The organism is Burkholderia sp. PU8-34, from assembly GCF_053427725.1.
In genome coordinates this window covers 1-22524 of record NZ_JBSAXC010000003.1, presented here as the reverse complement: position 1 = coordinate 22524, position 22524 = coordinate 1, and the positions used below count along the sequence as shown (strand labels likewise).

At 65.6% G+C, this 22524-nt stretch carries 21 protein-coding genes and 1 tRNA gene; 12 read left to right on the top strand and 10 right to left on the bottom strand.

Going from position 1 to position 22524, the window contains the following annotated elements:
- Nucleotides 1-86: 86 nt before the first annotated feature.
- The 4 genes from ACV22Z_RS08390 to acs all read right to left on the bottom strand — a co-directional run bounded on the left by ACV22Z_RS08390 (nucleotide 87) and on the right by acs (nucleotide 4652).
- Nucleotides 87-176: transfer RNA gene (locus tag ACV22Z_RS08390), tRNA-Ser, on the bottom strand.
- A gap of 60 nt (nucleotides 177-236) precedes the next feature.
- Nucleotides 237-2252, bottom strand: a complete 2016-nt coding sequence (locus tag ACV22Z_RS08385; protein WP_448075864.1) for a sodium:solute symporter family protein — start codon at nucleotides 2250-2252, stop codon at nucleotides 237-239.
- Nucleotides 2253-2255: 3 nt separating this feature from the next.
- Nucleotides 2256-2594, bottom strand: coding sequence for a DUF4212 domain-containing protein (locus ACV22Z_RS08380; RefSeq protein WP_448075863.1), 339 nt, complete (start codon nucleotides 2592-2594; stop codon nucleotides 2256-2258).
- 75 nt (nucleotides 2595-2669) lie between these two features.
- Complete coding sequence (gene acs / locus ACV22Z_RS08375; RefSeq protein WP_448075862.1) at nucleotides 2670-4652, bottom strand: acetate--CoA ligase; 1983 nt, start codon at nucleotides 4650-4652, stop codon at nucleotides 2670-2672.
- Between the two features lie 301 nt (nucleotides 4653-4953).
- On the opposite strand from acs, the gene ACV22Z_RS08370 reads away from it, so the two are divergent.
- The 8 genes from ACV22Z_RS08370 to ACV22Z_RS08335 all read left to right on the top strand — a co-directional run bounded on the left by ACV22Z_RS08370 (nucleotide 4954) and on the right by ACV22Z_RS08335 (nucleotide 11722).
- Nucleotides 4954-5853: a DMT family transporter gene (locus ACV22Z_RS08370; RefSeq protein ID WP_448075861.1), complete on the top strand. Its 900-nt coding sequence runs from the start codon at nucleotides 4954-4956 to the stop codon at nucleotides 5851-5853.
- Nucleotides 5854-6118: 265 nt separating this feature from the next.
- Complete coding sequence (locus tag ACV22Z_RS08365; RefSeq protein WP_448075860.1) at nucleotides 6119-7642, top strand: fumarate hydratase; 1524 nt, start codon at nucleotides 6119-6121, stop codon at nucleotides 7640-7642.
- A gap of 157 nt (nucleotides 7643-7799) precedes the next feature.
- Nucleotides 7800-8276: a bacterioferritin gene (gene bfr / locus ACV22Z_RS08360; RefSeq protein WP_448075859.1), complete on the top strand. Its 477-nt coding sequence runs from the start codon at nucleotides 7800-7802 to the stop codon at nucleotides 8274-8276.
- A gap of 40 nt (nucleotides 8277-8316) precedes the next feature.
- Entirely contained in the window at nucleotides 8317-9177 is an 861-nt protein-coding gene (gene murI / locus ACV22Z_RS08355) for a glutamate racemase (RefSeq protein WP_448075858.1), read from the top strand.
- A 137-nt stretch (nucleotides 9178-9314) separates the two neighbouring features.
- Complete coding sequence (locus tag ACV22Z_RS08350) at nucleotides 9315-9551, top strand: (2Fe-2S)-binding protein (protein WP_124603783.1); 237 nt, start codon at nucleotides 9315-9317, stop codon at nucleotides 9549-9551.
- Between the two features lie 218 nt (nucleotides 9552-9769).
- Complete coding sequence (locus ACV22Z_RS08345) at nucleotides 9770-10507, top strand: energy transducer TonB (RefSeq protein ID WP_448075857.1); 738 nt, start codon at nucleotides 9770-9772, stop codon at nucleotides 10505-10507.
- A 35-nt stretch (nucleotides 10508-10542) separates the two neighbouring features.
- On the top strand, nucleotides 10543-11274 hold the full coding sequence (locus ACV22Z_RS08340; RefSeq protein WP_448075856.1) for a MotA/TolQ/ExbB proton channel family protein: 732 nt from the start codon (nucleotides 10543-10545) through the stop codon (nucleotides 11272-11274).
- A gap of 13 nt (nucleotides 11275-11287) precedes the next feature.
- A complete protein-coding gene (locus ACV22Z_RS08335) occupies nucleotides 11288-11722 on the top strand; it encodes an ExbD/TolR family protein (protein ID WP_448075855.1) in 435 nt (144 codons plus the stop codon).
- 420 nt (nucleotides 11723-12142) lie between these two features.
- On the opposite strand, the gene ACV22Z_RS08330 is transcribed toward ACV22Z_RS08335, so the two are convergent.
- Nucleotides 12143-13117 (bottom strand): LysR family transcriptional regulator, encoded by a 975-nt coding sequence (locus ACV22Z_RS08330; protein WP_448075854.1) that lies wholly within the window; start codon nucleotides 13115-13117, stop codon nucleotides 12143-12145.
- 122 nt (nucleotides 13118-13239) lie between these two features.
- Here ACV22Z_RS08330 and ACV22Z_RS08325 point away from each other — a divergent pair, with 122 nt between their 5' ends.
- From ACV22Z_RS08325 to hemP, 3 genes are all read left to right on the top strand, one after another.
- Nucleotides 13240-14112, top strand: a complete 873-nt coding sequence (locus ACV22Z_RS08325; protein WP_448075853.1) for a pirin family protein — start codon at nucleotides 13240-13242, stop codon at nucleotides 14110-14112.
- Between the two features lie 101 nt (nucleotides 14113-14213).
- The gene (locus tag ACV22Z_RS08320; protein WP_448075852.1) at nucleotides 14214-14696 is read left to right on the top strand and encodes an SRPBCC family protein; all 483 of its coding nucleotides are present in this window, start codon (nucleotides 14214-14216) and stop codon (nucleotides 14694-14696) included.
- A gap of 149 nt (nucleotides 14697-14845) precedes the next feature.
- Complete coding sequence (hemP, locus tag ACV22Z_RS08315) at nucleotides 14846-15094, top strand: hemin uptake protein HemP (protein ID WP_448075851.1); 249 nt, start codon at nucleotides 14846-14848, stop codon at nucleotides 15092-15094.
- 234 nt (nucleotides 15095-15328) lie between these two features.
- Here hemP and ACV22Z_RS08310 read toward each other — a convergent pair whose 3' ends face one another.
- The 5 genes from ACV22Z_RS08310 to uvrB all read right to left on the bottom strand — a co-directional run bounded on the left by ACV22Z_RS08310 (nucleotide 15329) and on the right by uvrB (nucleotide 20887).
- Nucleotides 15329-16744, bottom strand: coding sequence for a 4Fe-4S binding protein (locus ACV22Z_RS08310; protein WP_448075850.1), 1416 nt, complete (start codon nucleotides 16742-16744; stop codon nucleotides 15329-15331).
- Nucleotides 16741-17583: an FTR1 family iron permease gene (locus ACV22Z_RS08305; RefSeq protein WP_448075849.1), complete on the bottom strand. Its 843-nt coding sequence runs from the start codon at nucleotides 17581-17583 to the stop codon at nucleotides 16741-16743. Before ACV22Z_RS08305 ends, ACV22Z_RS08310 begins: the two co-directional genes overlap by 4 nt.
- 55 nt (nucleotides 17584-17638) lie before the next feature.
- Nucleotides 17639-17971 carry a cupredoxin domain-containing protein gene (locus tag ACV22Z_RS08300; RefSeq protein WP_448075848.1) on the bottom strand — a complete coding sequence of 111 codons (333 nt, stop codon included), beginning with the start codon at nucleotides 17969-17971 and terminating at the stop codon, nucleotides 17639-17641.
- A 54-nt stretch (nucleotides 17972-18025) separates the two neighbouring features.
- The gene (locus tag ACV22Z_RS08295; RefSeq protein ID WP_448075847.1) at nucleotides 18026-18577 is read right to left on the bottom strand and encodes an iron transporter; all 552 of its coding nucleotides are present in this window, start codon (nucleotides 18575-18577) and stop codon (nucleotides 18026-18028) included.
- Nucleotides 18578-18796: 219 nt separating this feature from the next.
- Complete coding sequence (gene uvrB, locus ACV22Z_RS08290) at nucleotides 18797-20887, bottom strand: excinuclease ABC subunit UvrB (protein WP_448075846.1); 2091 nt, start codon at nucleotides 20885-20887, stop codon at nucleotides 18797-18799.
- A 249-nt stretch (nucleotides 20888-21136) separates the two neighbouring features.
- On the opposite strand from uvrB, the gene ACV22Z_RS08285 reads away from it, so the two are divergent.
- Nucleotides 21137-22336 (top strand): amino acid aminotransferase, encoded by a 1200-nt coding sequence (locus ACV22Z_RS08285; RefSeq protein ID WP_448075845.1) that lies wholly within the window; start codon nucleotides 21137-21139, stop codon nucleotides 22334-22336.
- The last annotated feature ends 188 nt before the right edge of the window (nucleotides 22337-22524 follow it).

Here is a 22524-nt window from a genome sequence, read left to right as displayed (position 1 = left end):
CCGGCCATAGACGCTTTTGCGTTTGGCGGGTTCTTTGGCGGGTAGAAATGAAAAACGGGCCGAGAGGCCCGTTTTTACTAGTGTCCTGGCGGAGAGAGGGGGATTCGAACCCCCGATAGGCTTTCACCTATACACGCTTTCCAGGCGTGCGACTTAAACCACTCATCCATCTCTCCGGGAAGAGCGAGAGTATAGCAAACTCTGGCGACCCTGCGCCACTCCCCCCGAACGCGACGTCACGGATGGCGGATATAGTCGACGAGCGCGCGCGTGTAATCGTCCGGCCGGCGGTCGAGCAGGCTGACGACGATCGCAACCGCGAACCCTGCCGGCACGCCGAACACGCCCGAGCTGATCGGCTCGATCCCGAACCACGTCCGCCCGGCGAAGCCGGTGAGCTGCGAGAAATACGGATACGTCGACAAGATGTAGTACACGCAGACCGCGAGCCCCGTCACCATCCCCGCGATCGCGCCGCGCGTCGTCGTGCGCTTCCAGAACACGCCGAGCACGAGCACCGGGAAGAAACTCGACGCCGCGAGCGAAAACGCCGCGCCGACGAGGAACAGGATCTTTCCGGTATTGAGCGACGCGACGTACGACGCAAACAGCGCGACGCCGAGCAGCAGCACCTTCGAGATCGTCACCCGCCGCTGGCTCGTCGCGTCGGGCGCGACCATGTGGTAGTAGACGTCGTGCGACAGCGCGTTCGCGATCGTCAGCAGCAGCCCGTCCGCGGTCGACAGCGCCGCCGCGAGCGCGCCGGCCGCGATCAGCCCCGACATCACGTACGGCAGCCCGGCGATCTCCGGTGCGGCCAGCACGACCATGTCCGGCTGCATCTGGATCTCGGACCAGTGGATGATGCCGTCGCGGATCTCGTCGACGACGCTGATCAGGTCCGGCTCGAAGTGATGCCACTGCGTGACCCACGCGGGCAGCTCCGCGAACGGCCGCCCGACCAGGTTCGCGAGGATCTCGTACTTGATCATCACCGCGAGCACCGGCACGCTCAGGTAGAACAGCGCGATGAAGAACAGCGTCCAGCCGACCGAGCGACGCGCGGACGCAACCGACGTCGTCGTGTTGTAGCGCGTCAGGATGTGCGGCAGGCTCGCGGTGCCGAGCGACAGGCACAGCAGCAGCGCGAGGAAATTGCGTTCGCGCGGCCGCCGTTCGTCGTCGCTCGCCGCCGGAAACGGCTCGTGCATCGGCACCGGCGGCTCGGCGCGTGCAAGCAGGTCGTCGCGCATCTGCGACCACACGACACGCGCCGCCGCCGGGTCGCGCGGAAACTCCGCCAGCTCGCGCTCACGCTGGCTGATCTCGCGCAGCGGCCCGTTGTGGCGCCGCAGGTCGGCGAGCTGGTCGACGAGCCGCAGCCGCTCTTCCCCGAACGACACCGGCAGCCGGTCGAGCTGCGTCTGGATCCGTGCGGCCTGGTGCCGGTACGCGTCGCGCACCTGCTGCTCGTCATGCGCGTCGCGCACCTGCGCCTCGCGCGCGGCGACCCGCTCCATCAGCTTCCCGTAACTGAATTGCGGCACTGGCCCGAGGCCGTTCTTCAGCGCGATCAGCGATACCGGAATCAGGATCGCGCTGATCAGGATGATGTACTGTGCAACCTGCGTCCACGTGACCGCGCGCATCCCGCCGAGGAACGAACAGACGAGGATGCCCGCGAGCCCGCAGAAGATGCCGATCGCGAAATCGACGCCGATGAAGCGCGTCGCAATCAGCCCGATCCCCTGGATCTGCGCGACCAGGTAGACGAACGAGCACAGGATCGCGGCGCCGGCCGCGAGCGCACGCACCGCGGTGCTCGAAAACCGCGTGCCGAGAAAGTCGGGAATCGTGTAGCGCGCGAGCTTGCGCACGTACGGCGCGAGCAGGAACGCGACGAGGCAGAAGCCGCCCGTCCAGCCCATCAGGTAGGCCAGCGCGTCGTAGCCGGTCGCGTACAGCGATCCGGCAAGGCCGATGAACGACGCGGCCGACAGCCAGTCCGCCGCGGTCGCCATCCCGTTGAACGCGGACGGCACGCGCCGCCCGGCGACGTAGTACTCGACGAGATCGGACGTTCGCGACAGCAGCCCGATCACCGCATAGACGGCGATCGGCACGAACAGGAACACGTAGCCGATCCACACGCCGGAGCCGGCCGCACGCTCGATGCGCCACAACAGCAGCACGAACGCGAGAAAGCCGAGCGTGTAGAGCGCGTACGCGCGAATCAGGCGACGTGTCAGCATGAATCAGCGCCCGCCGCGCGACTCGTTCGCCGCATGGTCGTCATACGCGCGCCGCAGGATGCCGTCGGCACGCTGCATGAGTCCGATGTAGACGGCGATCAGCACGAGATAGACGAGGATCGCGCCTTGCGCGCCGACATAGAACGGCAGGCTGAATCCGGCGAAGTGCACGCCGGCAAGCGCGGGCGCGAAGAACGGCACGACGAACGACACCGAAAAGCCGATCGCCATCAGCACGACGATCAGCACGACGTTGAAGCGCCAGTAACGCGCGTGCGCACGCGCAAGCGGCGCGGGCACGGGCGGTGGCGCGGCAGGCGCCGGACGGGACGGAGCGGTCATGCCCTTGTTTAGCAAAAAGCCCCTGCGCGGGCAATCGGGATTGCCGCGCAGGGGCGCATGCCGCGACGCGCGAACTCAGCGCACTTCGGTGAGCTGATCGAGGATCGCGGGGTTCTCGAGCGTGGACGTGTCCTGCGTGATCGCCTCGCCCTTCGCGAGCGAGCGCAGCAGACGGCGCATGATCTTGCCCGAGCGCGTCTTCGGCAGGTTGTCGCCGAAGCGGATGTCCTTCGGCTTCGCGATCGGCCCGATCTGCTTGCCCACCCAGTCGCGCAGCTCCTTCGCGAGCCTGGCCGCCTCCTCGCCTTCCGGACGCGTGCGCTTGAGCACGACGAACGCAACGACCGCTTCGCCGGTCGTCTCGTCCGGCCGCCCGACCACGGCCGCTTCGGCAACGAGCTCATGCGCGACCAGCGCCGACTCGATCTCCATCGTGCCAAGCCGGTGGCCCGACACGTTCAGCACGTCGTCGATCCGGCCCATGATCGTGAAGTAGCCCGTGTCCTTGTCGCGCACGGTGCCGTCGCCGGCGAGGTACAGGTTGCCGCCGAGTTCTTCCGGGTAGTAGCTCTTCCTGAAGCGCTCCGGGTCGCCCCAGATCGTGCGGATCATCGCCGGCCACGGACGCTTGACGACGAGAATCCCGCCTTGCCCGTTCGGCACGTCCTGGCCCGTCTCGTCGACCACCGCCGCCATGATGCCCGGCAGCGGCAGCGTGCACGAACCGGGCACGGTCGGCGTCGCGCCCGGCAGCGGCGTGATCATGTGGCCGCCCGTCTCGGTCTGCCACCACGTGTCGACGATCGGGCAGCGTTCCTGGCCGACATGCTTGTGGTACCACATCCACGCTTCCGGGTTGATCGGCTCGCCGACGGTGCCGATGATGCGCAGGCTCGACAGGTCGTAGCTCTTCGGGTGGACCTTGTCGTCGGCGTCGGCCGCCTTGATCAGCGAGCGGATCGCGGTCGGCGCGGTGTAGAACACGCTGACCTTGTGATCGCCGATCATCTTCCAGAAGCGGCCGGCGTCCGGGTAGGTCGGCACGCCTTCGAACACGACCTGCGTGCCGCCGCACGCGAGCGGGCCGTAGGTGATGTACGTGTGGCCCGTGACCCAGCCGATGTCGGCCGTGCACCAGAACACGTCGGTCGGCTTCCAGTCGAAGGTCCACTTCATCGTCTGCGCGGCCCACAGCAGGTAGCCGCCGGTGCTGTGCTGCACGCCCTTCGGCTTGCCGGTGGAGCCCGACGTATACAGGATGAACAGCGGATGCTCGGCGCCGACCCACTCGGGCTCGCATTGATCGGACTCGCCGGCGGTCAGCTCGTGCATCCACAGGTCGCGGTCCGCGTGCCAGTCGATCTTGCCGCCGGTGCGGCGGAACACGATCACGCTCTTGACGGCTTCGCAGCCGCCCATCGCGAGCGCTTCGTCCGCGATGCTCTTGAGCGGCAGCGTCTTGCCGCCGCGCAGCTGCTCGTCGGCGGCGATCAGCGCGACGGCGCCGACGTCGACGAGGCGCTCGTTCAGCGACTTGGCCGAGAAGCCGCCGAACACGACCGAGTGCGTTGCGCCGATGCGCGCGCACGCCTGCATCGCGACGATCCCTTCGATCGACATCGGCACGTAGATGACGACGCGGTCGCCACGGCCGATACCGCGCTTCTTGAGCGCGTTCGCGAAGCGCGACACGCGCGCGAGCAGGTCGGCGTAGGTGACGCGGGTGACGGTGCCGTCGTCGGCCTCGAAGATCACCGCGACGCGCTCGCCGTTGCCGGCTTCGACATGGCGGTCGAGGCAGTTGTACGACGCGTTCAGCTCGCCGTCGTCGAACCACTTGCAGAACGGCGCGTTCGACTCGTCGAGCACCTTCGTGAAGGGCTTGTGCCACGCGAGCGCTTCGCGCGCGTGACGCGCCCAGAATCCTTCGTAATCGCTTTCGGCCTCGGCGGCGAGCGCGCGATAGGCTTGCATGCCGGAAATGGCCGCCGCCTTCACGAGCGCTTCGGGCGGCGCAAACTGGCGGCTTTCGTGAAGAACCGATTCAATCGTGGACATCGACTACCCCTTGGTGAACATGAATCCTCTGATTGCGGCGCGATCGTGCGCGCCGCGTCTTGATCGGCGCTACCGCGCCGCTGTCTCCCACTCACCCGCGCACGGCCCTGGGGCTGCACGCGATGCTGCGCCGCACCACGGCGTGCGACGGCAACCGCCCGGTCCGGGCATGTTCCAAGATAAGCGCTTGAACTTACCCGTCACTTACGCGGCACCCCCGGCGGCACACCGGCGCGCGCGCTTTACGCTGTTACGACCGCGACCCTACAATCCTAACTGAACTCGCCTTCCGGATTCCAGCTTGAATCGCTACGCCCTCTTCCTGATTGTGTCGATGCTGCTCGTCGGCAGCAATGTCGGCATCGGCAAATCGATCGTCGCCTTCGTTCCCGTCGTCATCCTCGCCACGCTGCGCTTCGTGATCGCGATCGCCGTGCTGTGGCCGCTGTTCCATCCGGTGAAGATGCGCACGGTCAAGCGCGCGGAGTGGCTGAACCTGTTCCTGCAGGCGTTCTTCGGCACGTTCATGTTTACGCTGCTGATGCTGAACGGCGTGCAGCGCACGAGCGCGGTCGCGGCCGGCGTCATCACGAGCACGATCCCCGCCGTTGTCGCGCTGTTCGCGTGGCTGATCCTCCGCGAGAAACCGAACGGCCGTGCGCTCATATCGATTGCGCTCGCAATCGTCGGCGTCGTGACGATCAACCTCGCGAACGGCAGCGCGTCCGCCACGGGTCCGTCGGCCGGCTCGCTGACCGGCAACCTGCTGATGCTCGGCGCGGTGTGCTGCGAATCGATCTATGTGATCCTGTCGCGGCGGCTCACGCAGACGCTCGCGCCGATCGACATCTGCGCGTATACCCACCTGTTCGGCCTGTTGCTGATGCTGCCGCTCGGCGCGGGCGCGCTGTGGCATTTCGATTACGCGAGCGTGCCGGGCAGCATCTGGGCGCTCGTCGTGTGGTACGGGCTGTCGGCCAGCATCTTCTCGTTCTGGATGTGGATGAAGGGCATCCGCCATGTGCCGGGCAGCCTCGCCGGCGTGTTCAGCGCGGTGCTGCCGGTCGCCGCGGCCGTCTACGGGATCGTGTTCCTCGGCGAGCGCCCGACGCTCGCGCATGGCTTCGCGCTCGCGTGCGTCGTCACGGGCATCGTGCTCGCGAGCCTGCGCGTGAAACGCACGCCGCCCGTTGCACCCTGATGCACCCTGATCCGTCCCCGGCGGCCCGCCCGGCCGCGGGGCGCGTCGCTGCAGCCGCGTCGGCCGACGCGTTACAATAGCGCGCTTTCCAGGATAACCCCCGATACCTGCGCGCCGCGCCCGTTCGACCCACCATGTCCGCCTCGCCGCCCCACTCGCATCCTGGCCATTTCCACGAGACGCACGCCCCCGCCGCTGCGTCCCGCAAACCGGCGGCCCATGCCGCCAGCAACGCATTCCCCACAGTCCTCACAAAGTCTCAGCCATGACCGTCATCAAACAGGAAGACCTGATCCAGAGCATTGCGGATTCGCTGCAGTACATCAGCTACTACCATCCGCTCGACTACATCCAGGCGCTCGGCCGCGCGTACGAACTCGAGGAGAGCCCGGCCGCGAAGGATGCGATCGCGCAGATCCTCACGAACAGCCGCATGTGCGCGGAAGGCAAGCGCCCGATCTGCCAGGACACGGGGATCGTCACGGTATTCGTGAAGGTCGGCATGGACGTGCGCTGGGACGGCGCGACGATGGGCGTCACCGACATGATCAACGAAGGCGTGCGCCGCGGCTACACGCACCCGGACAACGTGTTGCGCGCGTCGATCGTGAACCCGCCCGAAGGCGGCCGCAAGAACACGAAGGACAACACGCCGGCCGTGATCCACTACGAGATCGTGCCGGGCGACAAGGTCGACGTGCAGGTCGCGGCCAAGGGTGGCGGCTCGGAGAACAAGTCGAAGTTCGTGATGCTGAACCCGTCCGACTCGATCGTCGACTGGGTGCTGAAGACGGTGCCGACGATGGGCGCGGGCTGGTGCCCGCCCGGCATGCTCGGCATCGGCATCGGCGGCACGGCCGAAAAGGCGATGGTGATGGCGAAGGAATCGCTGATGGATCCGATCGACATCCAGGAAATCATCGCGCGCGGCCCGCAGGACTGGATCGAGGAGCTGCGTGTCGAGCTGCACGAGAAGGTCAACGCGCTCGGCATCGGCGCGCAGGGCCTGGGCGGCCTGTCGACCGTGCTCGACGTGAAGATCATGGCCACGGCGACGCACGCGGCATCGAAGCCGGTCGCGCTGATCCCGAACTGCGCGGCCACGCGCCACGCGCACTTCGTGCTCGACGGCTCGGGCCCGGCGAAGCTCGAAGCGCCGTCGCTCGACGCATGGCCGAAGGTCCAGTGGGAACCGAACACCGAAACCAGCAAGCGCGTCGACCTGAACACGCTGACGCCGGAAGAAGTCGCGAGCTGGACGCCGGGCCAGACGCTGCTGCTGTCCGGCAAGATGCTGACGGGCCGCGACGCCGCGCACAAGCGCATCGCCGACATGCTCGCGAAGGGCGAGAAGCTGCCGGTCGATTTCACGAACCGCGTGATCTACTACGTCGGCCCGGTCGATCCGGTGCGTGACGAAGTGGTCGGCCCGGCCGGCCCGACGACGGCTACCCGGATGGACAAGTTCACCGAGACGATGCTCGCGCAGACGGGTCTCATCTCGATGATCGGCAAGGCCGAGCGCGGCCCGGTCGCGATCGAGGCGATCAAGAAGCACAAGGCCGCGTACCTGATGGCGGTGGGCGGTGCGGCGTACCTCGTGTCGAAGGCGATCCGCGACGCGAAGGTCATCGCGTTCGAAGATCTCGGCATGGAAGCGATCTACGAGTTCGACGTGCAGGACATGCCGGTAACGGTTGCTGTCGATTCGTCGGGCACGTCGGTTCACCAGACGGGTCCGAAGGAGTGGCAGGCGAAGATCGGCAAGATCCCTGTCGCTGCCGCGTAAGCGATCGACCTGAAGGCCGGACTGGATGTCCGGCCTTTTGCTTGTCATTCTCATCCCGCGCAGCTGGCCAACAGGACGAGAGCAGGAAACTTGGCATTTCGCTTTCGAGCGATTATCGTTCGGTTTCTGAAGCCCCACCATCAAGAAGGAACAAGCCATGCAAGGCGACAAGAAAGTCATCGAATATCTGAACGCGCAGCTGAAGAACGAGCTGACCGCGATCAACCAGTACTTCCTGCATGCCCGCATGTACAAGCACTGGGGCCTCGAAAAGCTCGGCAAGCACGAATACGACGAGTCGATCGGCGAAATGAAGCATGCGGACTGGCTCATCGAGCGCGTGTTCATGCTCGACGGCCTGCCGAACCTGCAGGACCTGCACAAGCTGCTCGTCGGCGAGGAAACCGAAGAGATCCTGCAGTGCGACCTGAAGCTCGAGCAGATCTCGCAGGCGACGTGCAAGGAAGCGATCGCCTACTGCGAATCGGTTCGTGACTACGTGTCGCGCGAAATCTTCGAAAAGATCCTCGACGACACCGAAGAGCACATCGACTGGCTGGAAACGCAGATCGACCTGATCGGCAAGGTCGGCATCCAGAACTACCAGCAGACGATGATGGGTTCGCCCGAGTAAGCACGTTCCTCCCTTCCCCGCCATTCCAGCCCGCCCGATCATGTCGACGCCTTCCGCTATTGCCACGACGGCCTCCACGGTCGCGCCCGTCGGCATCTTCGATTCCGGGCTGGGGGGGCTGTCGGTGCTGCGCGCCGTGCGTGCGCAACTGCCCGACGAATCGTTCGTCTACGTCGCCGATTCGCGCAACGCGCCATATGGTCCGCGCGACGAGGCGTTCATCACCGAGCGCACGCTGGCAATCGGCGAGTGGCTCGCATGCCGGGGCGCGAAAGCGCTCGTCGTCGCGTGCAACACCGCGACGGCGCAGTCGATCGCGGCGATCCGCGAACGCCTCGCGATCCCGCTCGTCGGCGTCGAGCCGGGCATCAAGCCGGCCGCCGCGGTGTCCGAGAGCGGCATCGCAGGTGTCCTCGCAACCCAGTCGACGCTGAGCAGTGCGCGCTTCCAGGCGCTGCTCGATCGCTATGGCGCAGGCTGCCGCTTCATGTGCCAGCCCGGCCACGGGCTCGTCGAGGCGGTCGAGCGCGGCGATACGAACTCGCCCGCATTACGCACGCTGCTCGACGGTTATCTGCAGCCGATGCTACATGCCGGCGCCGATACGCTCGTGCTCGGCTGCACGCACTACCCGTTCTTCACGGAAACGATTCGTGACCTTGTCGGCGACCGCCTTGCAATCGTCGACACGAGCGACGCGATCGCGCGCCAGCTCGCGCGCGTCCTCGACGAACGCGGCCTGCGCGCGCCGGCCGGCACGGTAGCCGCGCCGCCGCGCTTCTGCTCGACGAGCGACGGCCGGCAGCTGCGTGCACTCGCGTCGACCCTGCTCGGCCTCGACGCGCCCGTCGAATCCGTCACCATTTCCTCTCCGCACGCGCAAGCCTGCGCGACCGCCTGAACCCGCCGTCGGCGCCCCCGTCCTGCAGTAACCCCTCTAAGGGTCTGGTTTTGTTACAAAAAAACCGGAATCGGGCTTGTCATCGCGGCCAAATTTAATGATAATAATTTGCATTACCGTTAGCTATCGCACTCATCATGATCGTCTGCGTGTGCAAGTCTGTTTCCGATCGCAAGATTCGCGCGTCCCTCGCTGAAGGCGTGAACACTTTCGATGAACTCCAGTTCGAACTCGGTGTGGCCACCTGCTGCGGCAAGTGCGAAGAGTCCGTGCGCGACCTCATGGCCGAGCAAGGCGTCTGTGCCAGCCGGTGCGGTGTCGAGCATCACGCTCATCCGATTCCCGTGTCGTTCTACGAGCGCAAGGCTGCCTGACCCGCGCCGAGTGTGCCCGTGCGGCCAACGCCGCCTTCTTTCGTCTCACCGTCAGCAAGCCAGCATCAGCGCAAGCCAACGGCCTACCTGCCAGGGAGCCCGTCATGGAATTGCTGATCGGATTTGTTACCACCGTGTGCATCTCGTTGCTGATCTTCCGCAAATGATGCCGCGTCACCCGCTGCACCGTCCGTGCGGCGCCGTTCTTTCAAGCTAACATGCAGGCTTCGCATTCCGCCACAGCCGGCGTCTGGCCGGCTGCTTCCCGTATGAATCCCCGCGTCATCGCCGCTGCGGTCGGTGTGCTCGCCGTGCACGCGGTCATGCTGACGGCAGCCTGGCTCCATCGCAACGCGCCGCCGCCCAAATCCGTCGAAGTCCAGACGATCACCGCACAGCTGCTCACGCCGGCGCCGATCGCACAGAACGTTGCGGCCGAATCGATCCCGCAGCCTGCGCCTCCGAAACCGGCGCCGCGCGTAAAGCCCAAGGTCGAGCAGAAGCCGGTGCCGACAGTCTCGAAGCCGACGCCGCAACCGGTTGCACCGTCACCCGCGCCTTCCCCGACGCCCGCCGCAGCGGCCGATCCGGCGCCGGCACCCGCCGCTGCCGCACCGGCCGCCGCGGCGCCGTCGGCGGCGCCCGGCCCCGCCCGCGACACGATGGATGTCCGCGCACCGAAAAACGTGCCGACGTTGCAATGCGCGTTCGTGGAACCCGACTATCCGATGATGTCGCGCCGCCGCGGCGAATCGGGCACGGCTTACGTGCATTTCGTCGTCGGCGTGACGGGCAAGATCGAGAATATCGAGCTGCAGAAGAGCAGCGGCTATTCGCGCCTCGACGAGGCCGCGCTCGCCGCGATGCGCGCGACGACGTGCCGCCCGTACATCGAGAACGGCCAGGCGATTCGCGCCGCCCGCACCCAGCCCTACAAGTTCGGGCTCGACGACTGACCCTGTTTCATCCGGAAGATTCAAGAGGAACAAAAATGCAAAGCTACGGTATCGCGCACGTCTGGGCGCAAGGTGATTTCGTCACGCGCGCGATCGCGATCGCGCTCCTCGTGATGTCCGTCCTGTCGTGGATGGTGATCGTCATCAAGGGCTGGAACGTGATCCGCCTGAACCGCCTGACAAAGAACGCCGAACAGGCGTTCTGGCATTCGGATGACTTCGACGATGGCATCAGGAAGCTCGGCCTGGCAGCATCGACGCCGAGCGACAATCCGTTTCTCGCGCTCGCATTGTCGGGCAAGGAAGCGGCCGATCACCATCATCAGACGCAACCGCACCTGCATGACCGGATGGACGTGTCCGACTGGATCACGCGTTGCCTGAAGGACACGATGGACGAAGGGATCGCGCGCATGCAGGGCGGCCTCGCGATCCTCGCGTCGATCGGCAGCACGGCGCCGTTCGTCGGCCTGTTCGGCACGGTCTGGGGGATTTATCACGCGCTGCTCGTGATCGGCGCAACCGGCCAGACGTCGATCGATCAGGTCGCGGGCCCGGTCGGCGAATCGCTGATCATGACGGCCTTCGGCCTGTTCGTCGCGATTCCCGCGGTGCTCGGCTACAACGCACTCACGCGCGCGAACAAGGGCGTCGTCAGCAAGCTGCGCCGCTTCGCACATGGCCTGCATGCGTATTTCGTGACGGGCGCGCGCCTCGCATCGTCGTCGCCCCGCGACGGCCTGCGTCTCGCGGCTCGCGCCAGCTGAAGCGGGGTGCACGATGGCCATGAACACCGGTTTCAGCGACGATGACGACGATGGCGTGATGAGCGAGATCAACATGACGCCGCTCGTCGACGTCATGCTCGTACTCCTGATCATTTTTCTGGTGACGATCCCGGCAATGCAGCACGCGGTGAAGATCGACCTGCCGCGTGCGAGCAGCCAGCCCGTCGAGGAAAAGCCGCAGACCGTGGATGTCGCGATCGAAGGCGACGGGACGATCCTGTGGGACGATCACACGGTGACACGCGAGCAGCTTCAGGCACGCATCGCCGAGGCCGCGCAACGCACGCCGCAGCCCGAGTTGCACCTGCGCGCGGATCGCAAGGTGGCGTATGAGCGCGTCGCCGAGGTGATGTCGGATGCGCAGGCAGGCGGCCTGACGAAGCTCGGCTTCGTGACGGAGCCGAAGGCGAAGGTGAAGGTGAAGTAGCGCACGCAGCAGCCCCGGGCGCTCGCGCCTCAGCGGCAGCGCCTAGCCGGCCGCACCTAGCCGGCAGCGCCTAGCCGGCAGCGCCTAGCCGGCAGCGCCCAAAGTAAAAGGCCCTCATCGCCAGATGAAGGCCTTTTTTCATGCGCACGCGGGCGCCTTCGGGCGGCGGGCTCTTCGGCGGTATCGGTTGCGCCTCGAGCAACGCAAATGCGGCTACCGTGGTCTGCACGGACTGCGCTTTCTGCCCTATCTGGCTCGCAACATATGCGGCCACCTTACTCCGCTCAGAACTTCCTTCGCGAATTGGGATTTCAATATAGGCCCGCCCGCGTATGCATTCAAGGCCTCGGCGATTGAAACTTGCGATTGCAGACGACGCTTCAATGACAAAACAAATTTGCAGTGCTTGAAGGTCCGTGATCAGGTTGCCGATGCGCCTTCGGCCGCCTCCCTCTTCGCCCGCTCCGGGCAGCCCGGCTGCTGGTATTCGCCGTGATCGAGCTTCTCGACCAGATAGTCGACGAACGCCCGCACCGCGGGCGGCATCCCCTGCCTCGACACGAATACCGCATAGAGCTGCGGCACCGGCAGCGTCCAGCCGGGCATCACAGGCGACAACTGGCCGGCACGCAGCGCGTTGCCGTACATCATCTCCGGCAGCGCGGCGATCCCGAGACCGTCGAGCACGGCCTCGCGGATCGTCATCAGATCGGCCGTCACGAGGCGCGGATCGTGTTCGTGCACGTGCCGGGTCCCGTCCGGCGCAATCAGGTTGAACACGTGCCGGCCGTCGACGCTCGGCGTGTCGAGCGTCTCGAAACGGGCGAGATCGTCGGGCACGAGCGGCGGCGCATTCTGGCTCAGCAGGCTCGGCGCGCCGACCAGCATCTGCTCGGTGCGCCACAGCGGCCGCACGACGATGTTCGCGCTCTGCGGCGGCTCCGAGCGCACGCGCAGCGCGACATCGATCGAATCCTCGAACAGGTCGATCACGCGATTCGTCACACGAATATGAACCTTCACCTCCGGATAGCGGTGCAGGAATTCCGGCAGGATGCGCGACAGCATCGTCTGCGACAGCGTGACCGGCACGCTGACGCGCACCGAGCCGCGCGGCGACGCGCGCAGCTGCTGCACGGCATTCATCGCGGCCTGCGCTTCGCCGAGCATCGCCTGGCAGTGCTGGTAGAACAGCTCTCCCGCTTCCGTCAGCGCGAGCTTGCGGGTCGAGCGTTGCAGCAGCCGCACGCCCAGCGTCGCCTCGAGCTCGGTCAGGCGGCGCGACAGGCGCGACTTCGAGATCCCCAGCACGCGTTCGGCCGCCGAAAAGCCGCCGTGCTCGACGACCTGCGAGAAGTACATCAGGTCGTTCAGGTTATGTGCATCGATACTCATGTCATCGTTCCAATTCCAGAACAATCCATTGCGAACTGCAGTGAATCAATGGGGAAAGCGGTCAATATAATAGCCGTATGTTTCAAAAATAGCGCTATTCCATATTTCTGAGGGCCCATTGCATGACGACTGCTCGCTCGCTTGACCGCACGTACCCCGCGCTTCGCACGACCGAAGGCGGCGGCTTCGTGGTCCATCGCCCGTTTCCGACCCGGCTGCTGATGGACTTCGATCCGTTCCTGCTGCTCGACGAAATGGGCCCGGTCGACTATGGCCCGGGCGAGGCCAAAGGCGCGCCCGACCATCCGCATCGCGGCTTCGAAACCGTGACCTACGCACTCGAAGGACGGTTTCAGCACCGCGATTCCGCCGGCCACGCAGGCACGCTCGGCCCGGGCGACGTGCAATGGATGACGGCCGGCGCCGGCGTCGTGCACAGCGAGATGCCGGATCCGGCCTTCGCGCGGACAGGCGGCCGCTCGCACGGTTTCCAGCTGTGGGTCAACCTGCCGCGACGCGACAAGCTGATCGCACCGCGCTACCAGGAAATCACCGCGGACCGCATCCCGACCGCGACATCACCGGACGGCCGCGCGCGCGTCAAAGTGATCGCCGGCGAAGCATTCGGCGTTCATGCGGCCATCGAGACGCGCACGCCGATCCTCTACCAGCATTTCACGCTTGAACCGGGCGCCACGGTCACGCAGCCGGTCCCGGCCGGCTATCGCGTGTTCGCCTATCCGATCGCCGGCACAGGCTTCTATGGGCCCGACAGCCAGGCCATCGACGCGCGCCACATGGTCGTCTACGGCGACGACGGCGATGCGGTCACGTTTTCCGCCGGCGACGCGCCGCTCGACCTGCTGCTGATCGGCGGCGTGCCGCTCAACGAACCGATCGTGCGCTACGGCCCGTTCGTGATGAATACCGAGGAAGAGATCCGGCAGGCAGTCGCCGACTACCAGAGCGGCCGCATGGGCCGCATTGCATCCTGACCGTGTCGATTCGGGGACGCAGGTGCCGCGATCGCGCCGGATTTGCGTCACAATAGATTCTTGAACCACGTGGCGTCCACCACCACAAGGAATCCGTCCCCTTGAATTTCGAACACCTCATCCAAATCAACGCCGACGATCCGTCCGCGCCCGCCCTGACCCGCGACCAGCTCTGGGAAGGTCTCGTGCTGCGCGCCGAACAGCCGCAGCTGTTCGTGATCGGCCTCGACAGCTGCGTCGTCCGCGAACGGACCGCAACCACGCTCGAACGCGAGTTGCACTATGGCCACGCGACCGTACGCGACCGTGTGACGTTCACGCCGAACGAGCAGGTCCGGTACGACATCCACGCGGCAGACGGCGAGATCGGCGGCTCGCTGACGATGACGATCGAGGAGCGCGGCGATCACGAGTTGTTCCTGCGTTTCGAATACCGCACGACGCTCGCCGTCAGCGACGACACCGAGGACGCGCGCCAGACCCACGGGATCGTCAAGGAAGCGTATCGCACGTCGGACATCGACACCGTGCGGCTGATCCGCGAGTATGCACAGGGCCGCAAGGACCCCGATCCGCTGCACTGATCGCATCGGCGGCCGCGCGCGGCCGCCTCCTCGAACCGCTTTGATTTACGCTATCGGATTCGCGATTTCGGTTGATAAAGAGTTTTTGTAAATGGGAATGGTTATCATTTAGAATTCATTCCATCGCATCACATCAACCGACGAACCGAATGACCGACACCATGCGCTCGACCACGCTGACCTTGCGTCGCGACACCGGCGCCCAACGGGGCAGCCGCCAGAAGACGGTGGCGGTCACGACGCCGGCGAAGCCCGCCGGTGCGGGCCGCGATGCCGGCACGCGGGTCGTCAGCAGCGATTCGCTGCTGCAAGGCCGTAGCCACGTCAGCATCGCGCACAACGGAGAAACCTATCAGTTGCGCGCCACGCGGCTCGGCAAGCTGATTCTGACGAAGTAAGTACCGGGTATTGTGGGGACCACCTCCCTGAGAGGTGTTGGGCATTAGCCAGCGTAACGGCTTGCACGCGAGATCTAGACCCCTTCGTGCAAACACACTCAAGCAGCCGTTGCAGCAAGCCAAGCCACTTTTTTGGTTCTCGCAGAAGGAAAAAAGCGACACGCCCAACGGCGTGTCGCTTTTTCATTTGGCGCAAGACGTGTACCGCGCACGGAAATGCACGATACCGGCGCGTCAGAACCGCGCGAAACCCCAGAACATCAGCCACCAGGCGCTGTCGATCACGGCCAGCGCGGCCGCGAACCATGCAAATGCCATCAGCCGTCGCGGCCATCCCGCATAGCGTCCCGTCACCTGCCACGCGAGCCACGCGCTCCATGCGTTCGCACCGATCAGGATCGCAACGCGCACGTCCGACGCCCAGCCGAGCGGCACGTGTTCGGCGCGCAGCAGCGACAGAGTCGTCGCCGACAGGCCGAGAAACACGCCAGCCCCCGCGAGCGGGATCAGCGCCTGCGCGAGATGGTGAAGCCGCACGCGGTCGAAGCGGCCGAACATCCGCGTCGCGCCGGCCAGCAACACGAGCAGCGCGGTGCCGTAGACGAGCCCCGTGCCGACGATGTAGCTGACGATGAGCCCGCCGTCGAGCCACGAGAACACGTCGTTGCGGTCCGGATAATGCGTGAGCAGGAACCACGGCGCGTTGGTCTCGAGCGGCCACGTGATGTCGCGATCGATCAGCCAGCCGGCCAGCCCCTGCTTGATCTGCACGAACCACGGGCTGACGGTCCAGTGGAACGCACCGATCGCGACGCCGAGCAGCCCGTACAGGATCAGCGCGGTATCCCACTTGTTCGCCTGCTCCGCGCCGAGCGTCACGACCTCCTCGGACGGCGAACGCCACGACAGCGAGATCGCGTCGCGATGCCCGCTGCAGCGGCCGCACATGTGGCACGCGGCCGCGCCCTTCATGTTGCGCAGCGGCACGAGCGGCGCGCAATTGATCGGGATCACGCGGCGCCCGTGTTCGCCGTTCTTGTACGAACGGCGCCACGCGTTCTCGTCGACCTTGTAGCGCATCGGCGCGAGCCGCGCGAGCAGCCCGAACACGCCGTTGACCGGGCACAGGTACTTGCACCACACGCGCTTTTCGCGGCCGTACAGCAGGCCGATCACCATCGCCCCGACCGTCGAGCCGCCGAGCACGAACAGCACGGCGAGCGGATACTGGTAGACGCTGACCATCTGTCCGTAAATCGTCGTCAGCCCGAACGCGACGAACGGCCAGCCGCCCCACCGCATCCAGCGCGGAATCGCGAGGCCGCGGCCGAACTTGCTCGCGTATTCGGTGAGCGCCCCTTCCGGGCACAGCACGCCGCACCAGACCCGGCCGAGCATCACCATCGACAGCAGCACGAACGGCCACCAGATGCCCCAGAACACGAATTGCGCGGCGAGCGTCAGATTGCTCCACAGGTGCGCGGAATCATCCGGCAGCGGGATGATCGCCGGCACGATGATCAGGAACGCATACACGGCCACGACAACCCACTGGATGCCGCGGATCAGTGCGCCATGGCGCTGCATCCATTGACCGGCCTGTGCGACCAGGCCCGCCAGGCCCCGTTTCGCGCCGACGACCGCGCTCATGCCACGCGCCCCGCTGCGGCAGCCGGAGCCCGGCTCGCGCGCTTCATCAGCAGCCAGACGACTGCCCAGTACACCGCGTATGCGACGAGGTTCGTAAGCGCCGGATGTGCGCGATAGCCGGTCAGCGTCGCGACGAGCGAGCCGAACGTGCCGGAATCGTCGAGGATCGCCGACGTATCCCACACCTGCGAGATGCCGAGCGGCAGGATTTCCTTGTCGATCAGCTTGTCGACGCCGGTCTGGAACAGGCCTGCGCCGAGGAACAGCAGCATCACTTCGGTCACGCGGAAGAAGTGCCGCCACGAGAAGTACTTGCCGCCGAGCTGCAGCAGGTAGAACGTCAGGAACGCGAGACCGAGGCCGACGATGACGGCGAGCATCTGGCTGCCGTCGACATGGCCCGACTGCCCGAACCCGAGACCGTACAGGAAAATCACCGTCTCGCTGCCCTCGCGCGCGATCGCGAGCGCGACCAGCACCGCGACACCCCACCAGTTCGAATCGCGCGTACTTTGTTGCAGCGACTGCTCCATGTCGCGTTTCAACGTGCGGCCGTGCCGGCGCATCCACAGCACCATCTGCACGATCAGCACGCACGCGATCATCACCATCGCCGTCTGGAAATAGTCCTGCGCGTCGCCGGACAGCACTTCGGTGAAGCCGACGAGTGCGGCGCCGAGCCCGACGGCCATCAACAGCCCCGCGGCGACGCCGGCCCACAGATACGGCACGCCGCGGAGCGCGTCGTCGTCGCCGTTCTTCAGCCACGCATAGAGAATGCCGACGACGAGCAGCGCCTCGACGCTCTCCCGCCAGACGATGAACAAGATCTGACCCATCGATACCTCCCTGACGTGCGGAACACCCAGGTGTCCGCACGCAGACAAAACTGCGTTACTTCGCGACGATCACGCCCTGCGCCTGCTGGTGGAAATCGTCGAAAAACTTGTATTCGCCCGGCGACAGCGGCGCCACGACCACGAACGAATCGGCACCCGGCGCGAGCACCTTCTCCTTGCGCAACTGCACGCTCTCGAACTCCGCAGCGCCCTTGCCGGTGTTCCTGATTTCGATCTTGAAGCGCTGGCCGGCCGGCACTTCGATGCGGGCGGGATTCAGCTTGCCGTCCGCCATCTCGAGCTTGAACGTCGGAAGATCGGCGGCCTGCGCGGCGCCGGCGAGCAACAGCGCGGCGGCCGCGGCAGCGAATTTCTGGGGGAATTTCATCGTTGGTTCTCTACGACGACGGCGCGCTCGAGGCGCGCCGTCCGTTATGCGAGATCAGTAACCGCCCTTCTTGCCGATGCCGGCGAACGGGAAGTCGTATTCGAGCGTGATCGGCTTGAACCACGCGCCCACGCCGGTTTCCTTGTCGACGTGGCGGCCGAACGCCATGTGGCCCGTCTGCATCGGCGGCTTGACGATCATCGTCAGGTGATACTTGCCCGGGCCGTTCAGCTTCACGTTGTCGCCGTAGTGCGGGCCGTCGCTCGCGACCATGCCCATCAGGTCGCCTTCCGCCTTCCACTTCGTGTCGCCCTGCTTCGTCAGCTTGTAGGTGACCTGCAGGTACGGCATCCAGTCGCCTTCGGCGAAGCCCGTCGGATTGCTCTTGACCGAATGGATGTCGGCCTCGAGGTGGATGTCCGAATCCGATGCCTTGCGCATCATCCCTTCCGGTTCCATCGTGATCGGCTGCAGATACACCGCGCCGATTTCCATTCCGCCCTGGATCTGCTGCTTGCCGATCGGATATTCGGCGGCGGATGCCGACATGGCGGCCAGCGCCGCCGCTACCGCAACCGAAGTGCGGATGAACGAAGAACCCAACATGGACACTCCTTGTTTTTCTCTGACAGAAGCGCGGCCGCCCAGCTGGACGGCCTGCTGACAAACACTAACGCGACCAAGAACGCTAATGCGAACAATTCTCAATACTTGCGGAGTTTAGCACCGAACGCGCGCGGGGACAAACCGGCAACCATGTAAAACCCTGATCCGACAAGGCTTACAGGCGGTTTACCGGCCGTCTTTGGTGACAGTTGGAGAGATTTACTGGATGCCGCTCAGGTGATCGCCGACGTTCGCGCCGAACACCCGCTCGCGCAGCACCGCGAGCTGGTCGCGCGTCGCGGCCGCCTTTTCGAACTCGAGGTTCTTCGCGTAATCGGCCATCTGCTTCTCGAGGCGCTTGATTTCCTTCGCGAGCTGCTTTTCGGACATGTCCTCGAACTTCGCGCGCTGCTGCGCTTCCTTCAGCTCCGCGCGCGCCTCGTCGGCGTTGTAGACGCCGTCGATGATGTCCTTGATGCGTTTCACGACACCGCGCGGCGTGATGCCCATCTTCTCGTTGTACGCGATCTGCTTCGCGCGGCGGCGCTCGGTTTCGCCGATCGCGCGCGTCATCGAGTCGGTCATCTTGTCCGCATAGAGGATCGCCTTGCCGTTCACGTTGCGCGCCGCGCGGCCGATCGTCTGGATCAGCGAACGCTCGGCCCGCAGGAAGCCTTCCTTGTCCGCGTCGAGGATCGCGACGAGCGACACCTCGGGGATGTCCAGCCCTTCCCGCAGCAGGTTGATCCCGACCAGAACGTCGAACGTGCCGAGCCGCAGGTCGCGGATGATCTCGACCCGCTCGACCGTGTCGATGTCGCTGTGCAGGTAGCGCACCTTCACGCCATGATCGGCAAGGAATTCGGTGAGCTGCTCGGCCATCCGCTTCGTCAGCACGGTGATCAGCACGCGCTCGCCGGCCTTCACGCGCGCGTTGATCTCGGTGAGTACGTCGTCGACCTGCGAACTCGCCGGCCGCACTTCGATTTCCGGATCGACGAGCCCGGTCGGCCGCACGACCTGCTCGGCGATCTGCCCCGTCACGCGCTGCTCGTAGTCGGCCGGCGTCGCCGACACGAAGACGACCTGGCGCATCTTGCGCTCGAACTCGTGGAACTTGAGCGGCCGGTTGTCGAGCGCCGACGGCAGCCGGAAGCCGTAGTTGACGAGGTTCTCCTTGCGCGCGCGGTCGCCGTTGTACATCCCGTTCAGCTGGCCGATCAGCACGTGCGATTCGTCGAGCAGCATCAGCGCGTCCGGCGGCAGGTAATCGACGAGCGTCGGCGGCGGCTCGCCCGGCGCAGCGCCGGAGAAATGCCGCGAATAGTTCTCGATGCCCTTGCAGAAGCCCAGTTCCTGCAGCATCTCGAGATCGAAACGGGTGCGCTGCTCGAGACGCTGCGCCTCGACGAGCTTGCTGTCGGTGTGGAAGAACTCGAGGCGCTCGCGCAGTTCGTCCTTGATCGTCTCGACCGCGCGCATCACGGTATCGCGCGGCGTCACGTAGTGCGACGACGGATACACGGTGAAGCGTGCGATCTTCTGCCGCACGCGCCCCGTCAGCGGGTCGAACAGCTGCAGCGAGTCGACCTCGTCGTCGAACAGCTCGACGCGCACGGCCATCTCGGCATGCTCGGCCGGGAAGATGTCGATCGTGTCCCCGCGCACGCGGAACGTGCCGCGCTGGAAGTCCTGCTCGTTGCGCGTGTACTGCATTGCGATCAGCCGCGCGATCACGTCGCGCTGGCCGAGCTTGTCGCCGTTGCGCAGCGTCAGGATCATCTGGTGGTATTCGGACGGGTTGCCGATACCGTAGATCGCCGACACCGTCGCGACGATCACCACGTCGCGGCGCTCCATCAGGCTCTTCGTCGCCGACAGCCGCATCTGCTCGATGTGCTCGTTGATCGACGAGTCCTTCTCGATGAACAGGTCGCGCTGCGGCACGTACGCTTCAGGCTGGTAGTAGTCGTAGTACGACACGAAGTACTCGACCGCGTTGCGCGGGAAAAACTCGCGGAATTCAGCGTAGAGCTGCGCGGCGAGCGTCTTGTTCGGCGCGAACACGATTGCCGGGCGGCCTAGCCGCGCGATCGTGTTCGCCATCGTGAAGGTCTTGCCCGAGCCGGTCACGCCGAGCAGCGTCTGGAATGCGAGACCGTCCTCGATGCCCTCGACCAGCGTCGCGATTGCGGTCGGCTGGTCGCCGGCGGGCGGATACGGTTGATACAGCTGGAACGGCGACCCGTCGAAGGTCACGAATTTCGATTCGTCGAGCGCGTCGCCGAGTTCGGCGTGATGTTCGGACATGGAATGCAGCCGGAGCGAAAACAAAGGATCATTCTAGCGCTTCGCGGCCAGGCGGACTCCTGTCCGCTGCTGACGCGCGGCAGCCGCCGGAAATCGCGAATCGGCGCATCACGATGCGAACAACCGCCGCGAATTCGCTACAATGTCCGACTGCTGCGCTTTCCGGCGTCGTGCCCGTCCGCGCGCGGCCTGCCGCGCCCGCCCCGCCTGATGAAAGCCTGACCCTCTTTTTACTACTGCCGAATCATCATGTCGCTCTTCTCCGCTGTCCAGCTTGCTCCCCGCGACCCGATCCTGGGCCTGAACGAAGCCTTCAACGCCGATACCCGCTCGACCAAGGTCAATCTCGGCGTCGGCGTGTACACGAACGAGGAAGGCAAGATTCCGCTGCTGCGCGCGGTCCGTGAAGCGGAAAAGGCGCGCGTCGACGCAGGCCTGCCGCGCGGCTACCTGCCGATCGACGGCATCGCCGCGTACGACGCCGCCGTGCAGAAGCTGCTGCTCGGCAACGATTCGCCGCTGATCGCCGCGGGCCGCGTGGTCACGGCCCAGGCGCTGGGCGGCACGGGCGCGCTGAAGATCGGCGCGGATTTCCTGCGCACGGTGAACCCGAACGTGAAGGTTGCAATCAGCGACCCGAGCTGGGAAAACCACCGCGCGCTGTTCGAAGCCGCAGGCTTCGAAGTGGTCGCGTACCCGTACTACGATGCGGCAACGAACGGCGTGAACTTCGAAGGCATGCTGTCGGCACTGAACGGCTATGACGCGGGCACGATCGTCGTGCTGCACGCGTGCTGCCACAACCCGACGGGCGTGGATCTCACCGATGCGCAATGGCAGCAGATCGTCGACGTCGTCAAGGCGCGCAATCTCGTGCCGTTCCTCGACATCGCGTACCAGGGCTTCGGCGAAAACATCGAGGCGGATGCCGCAGCCGTGCGACTGTTCGCCGCGGCGGACCTGAACGCATTCGTGTCGTCGTCGTTCTCGAAGTCGTTCTCGCTGTACGGCGAGCGCGTCGGCGCACTGTCGATCATCACGTCGAGCAAGGACGAAGCCACGCGCGTGCTGTCGCAGCTCAAGCGCGTGATCCGCACGAACTATTCGAACCCGCCGACGCACGGCGGCGCCGTGGTCGCCGCGGTGCTCGCGTCGCCGGAACTGCATGCGTCGTGGGTGCAGGAACTCGGCGAAATGCGTGACCGCATCCGCGCGATGCGCAACGGCCTCGTCGAGCGCCTGAAGGCGAGCGGCGTCGATCGCGATTTCAGCTTCATCAACGAGCAACGCGGGATGTTCTCGTACTCGGGCCTGACGTCGGCGCAAGTCGACCGCCTGCGCGACGAGTTCGGCATCTACGCGGTCGCGACGGGCCGGATCTGCGTCGCCGCGCTGAACACGCGCAACCTCGACGTGGTCGCCAGCGCAGTCGCGGCTGTCCTGAAGTAATACGTCGGCATCGGTGGCGGCATCGCCCGATGCCGCCGTGCCGACATGAAAAACGCGCTCCATGGAGCGCGTTTTTTTGTGCCCGAACCGAGCCGCCTGCAGCCGCACGCCGTCGGCGCACGGTTCGGCAATCGACGCCACCTTACTGCATGTACCAGCCGTGGCTGACGACGACGGATTGCCCGGTC

Coding starts and splice junctions, on each gene's coding strand:
- murI (WP_448075858.1), top strand. CDS start 8,317: ATGTCGACGCCTTCCGCTATTGCCACGACGGCCTCCACGGTCGCGCCC.
- ACV22Z_RS08365 (WP_448075860.1), top strand. CDS start 6,119: ATGACCGTCATCAAACAGGAAGACCTGATCCAGAGCATTGCGGATTCG.
- ACV22Z_RS08325 (WP_448075853.1), top strand. CDS start 13,240: ATGACGACTGCTCGCTCGCTTGACCGCACGTACCCCGCGCTTCGCACG.
- ACV22Z_RS08335 (WP_448075855.1), top strand. CDS start 11,288: ATGGCCATGAACACCGGTTTCAGCGACGATGACGACGATGGCGTGATG.
- ACV22Z_RS08385 (WP_448075864.1), bottom strand. CDS start 2,252: ATGCTGACACGTCGCCTGATTCGCGCGTACGCGCTCTACACGCTCGGC.
- ACV22Z_RS08310 (WP_448075850.1), bottom strand. CDS start 16,744: ATGAGCGCGGTCGTCGGCGCGAAACGGGGCCTGGCGGGCCTGGTCGCA.
- uvrB (WP_448075846.1), bottom strand. CDS start 20,887: ATGTCCGAACATCACGCCGAACTCGGCGACGCGCTCGACGAATCGAAA.
- hemP (WP_448075851.1), top strand. CDS start 14,846: ATGACCGACACCATGCGCTCGACCACGCTGACCTTGCGTCGCGACACC.
- ACV22Z_RS08350 (WP_124603783.1), top strand. CDS start 9,315: ATGATCGTCTGCGTGTGCAAGTCTGTTTCCGATCGCAAGATTCGCGCG.
- ACV22Z_RS08345 (WP_448075857.1), top strand. CDS start 9,770: ATGCAGGCTTCGCATTCCGCCACAGCCGGCGTCTGGCCGGCTGCTTCC.
- bfr (WP_448075859.1), top strand. CDS start 7,800: ATGCAAGGCGACAAGAAAGTCATCGAATATCTGAACGCGCAGCTGAAG.
- ACV22Z_RS08330 (WP_448075854.1), bottom strand. CDS start 13,117: ATGAGTATCGATGCACATAACCTGAACGACCTGATGTACTTCTCGCAG.
- ACV22Z_RS08295 (WP_448075847.1), bottom strand. CDS start 18,577: ATGTTGGGTTCTTCGTTCATCCGCACTTCGGTTGCGGTAGCGGCGGCG.
- ACV22Z_RS08300 (WP_448075848.1), bottom strand. CDS start 17,971: ATGAAATTCCCCCAGAAATTCGCTGCCGCGGCCGCCGCGCTGTTGCTC.
- ACV22Z_RS08380 (WP_448075863.1), bottom strand. CDS start 2,594: ATGACCGCTCCGTCCCGTCCGGCGCCTGCCGCGCCACCGCCCGTGCCC.
- ACV22Z_RS08305 (WP_448075849.1), bottom strand. CDS start 17,583: ATGGGTCAGATCTTGTTCATCGTCTGGCGGGAGAGCGTCGAGGCGCTG.
- ACV22Z_RS08285 (WP_448075845.1), top strand. CDS start 21,137: ATGTCGCTCTTCTCCGCTGTCCAGCTTGCTCCCCGCGACCCGATCCTG.
- acs (WP_448075862.1), bottom strand. CDS start 4,652: ATGTCCACGATTGAATCGGTTCTTCACGAAAGCCGCCAGTTTGCGCCG.
- ACV22Z_RS08340 (WP_448075856.1), top strand. CDS start 10,543: ATGCAAAGCTACGGTATCGCGCACGTCTGGGCGCAAGGTGATTTCGTC.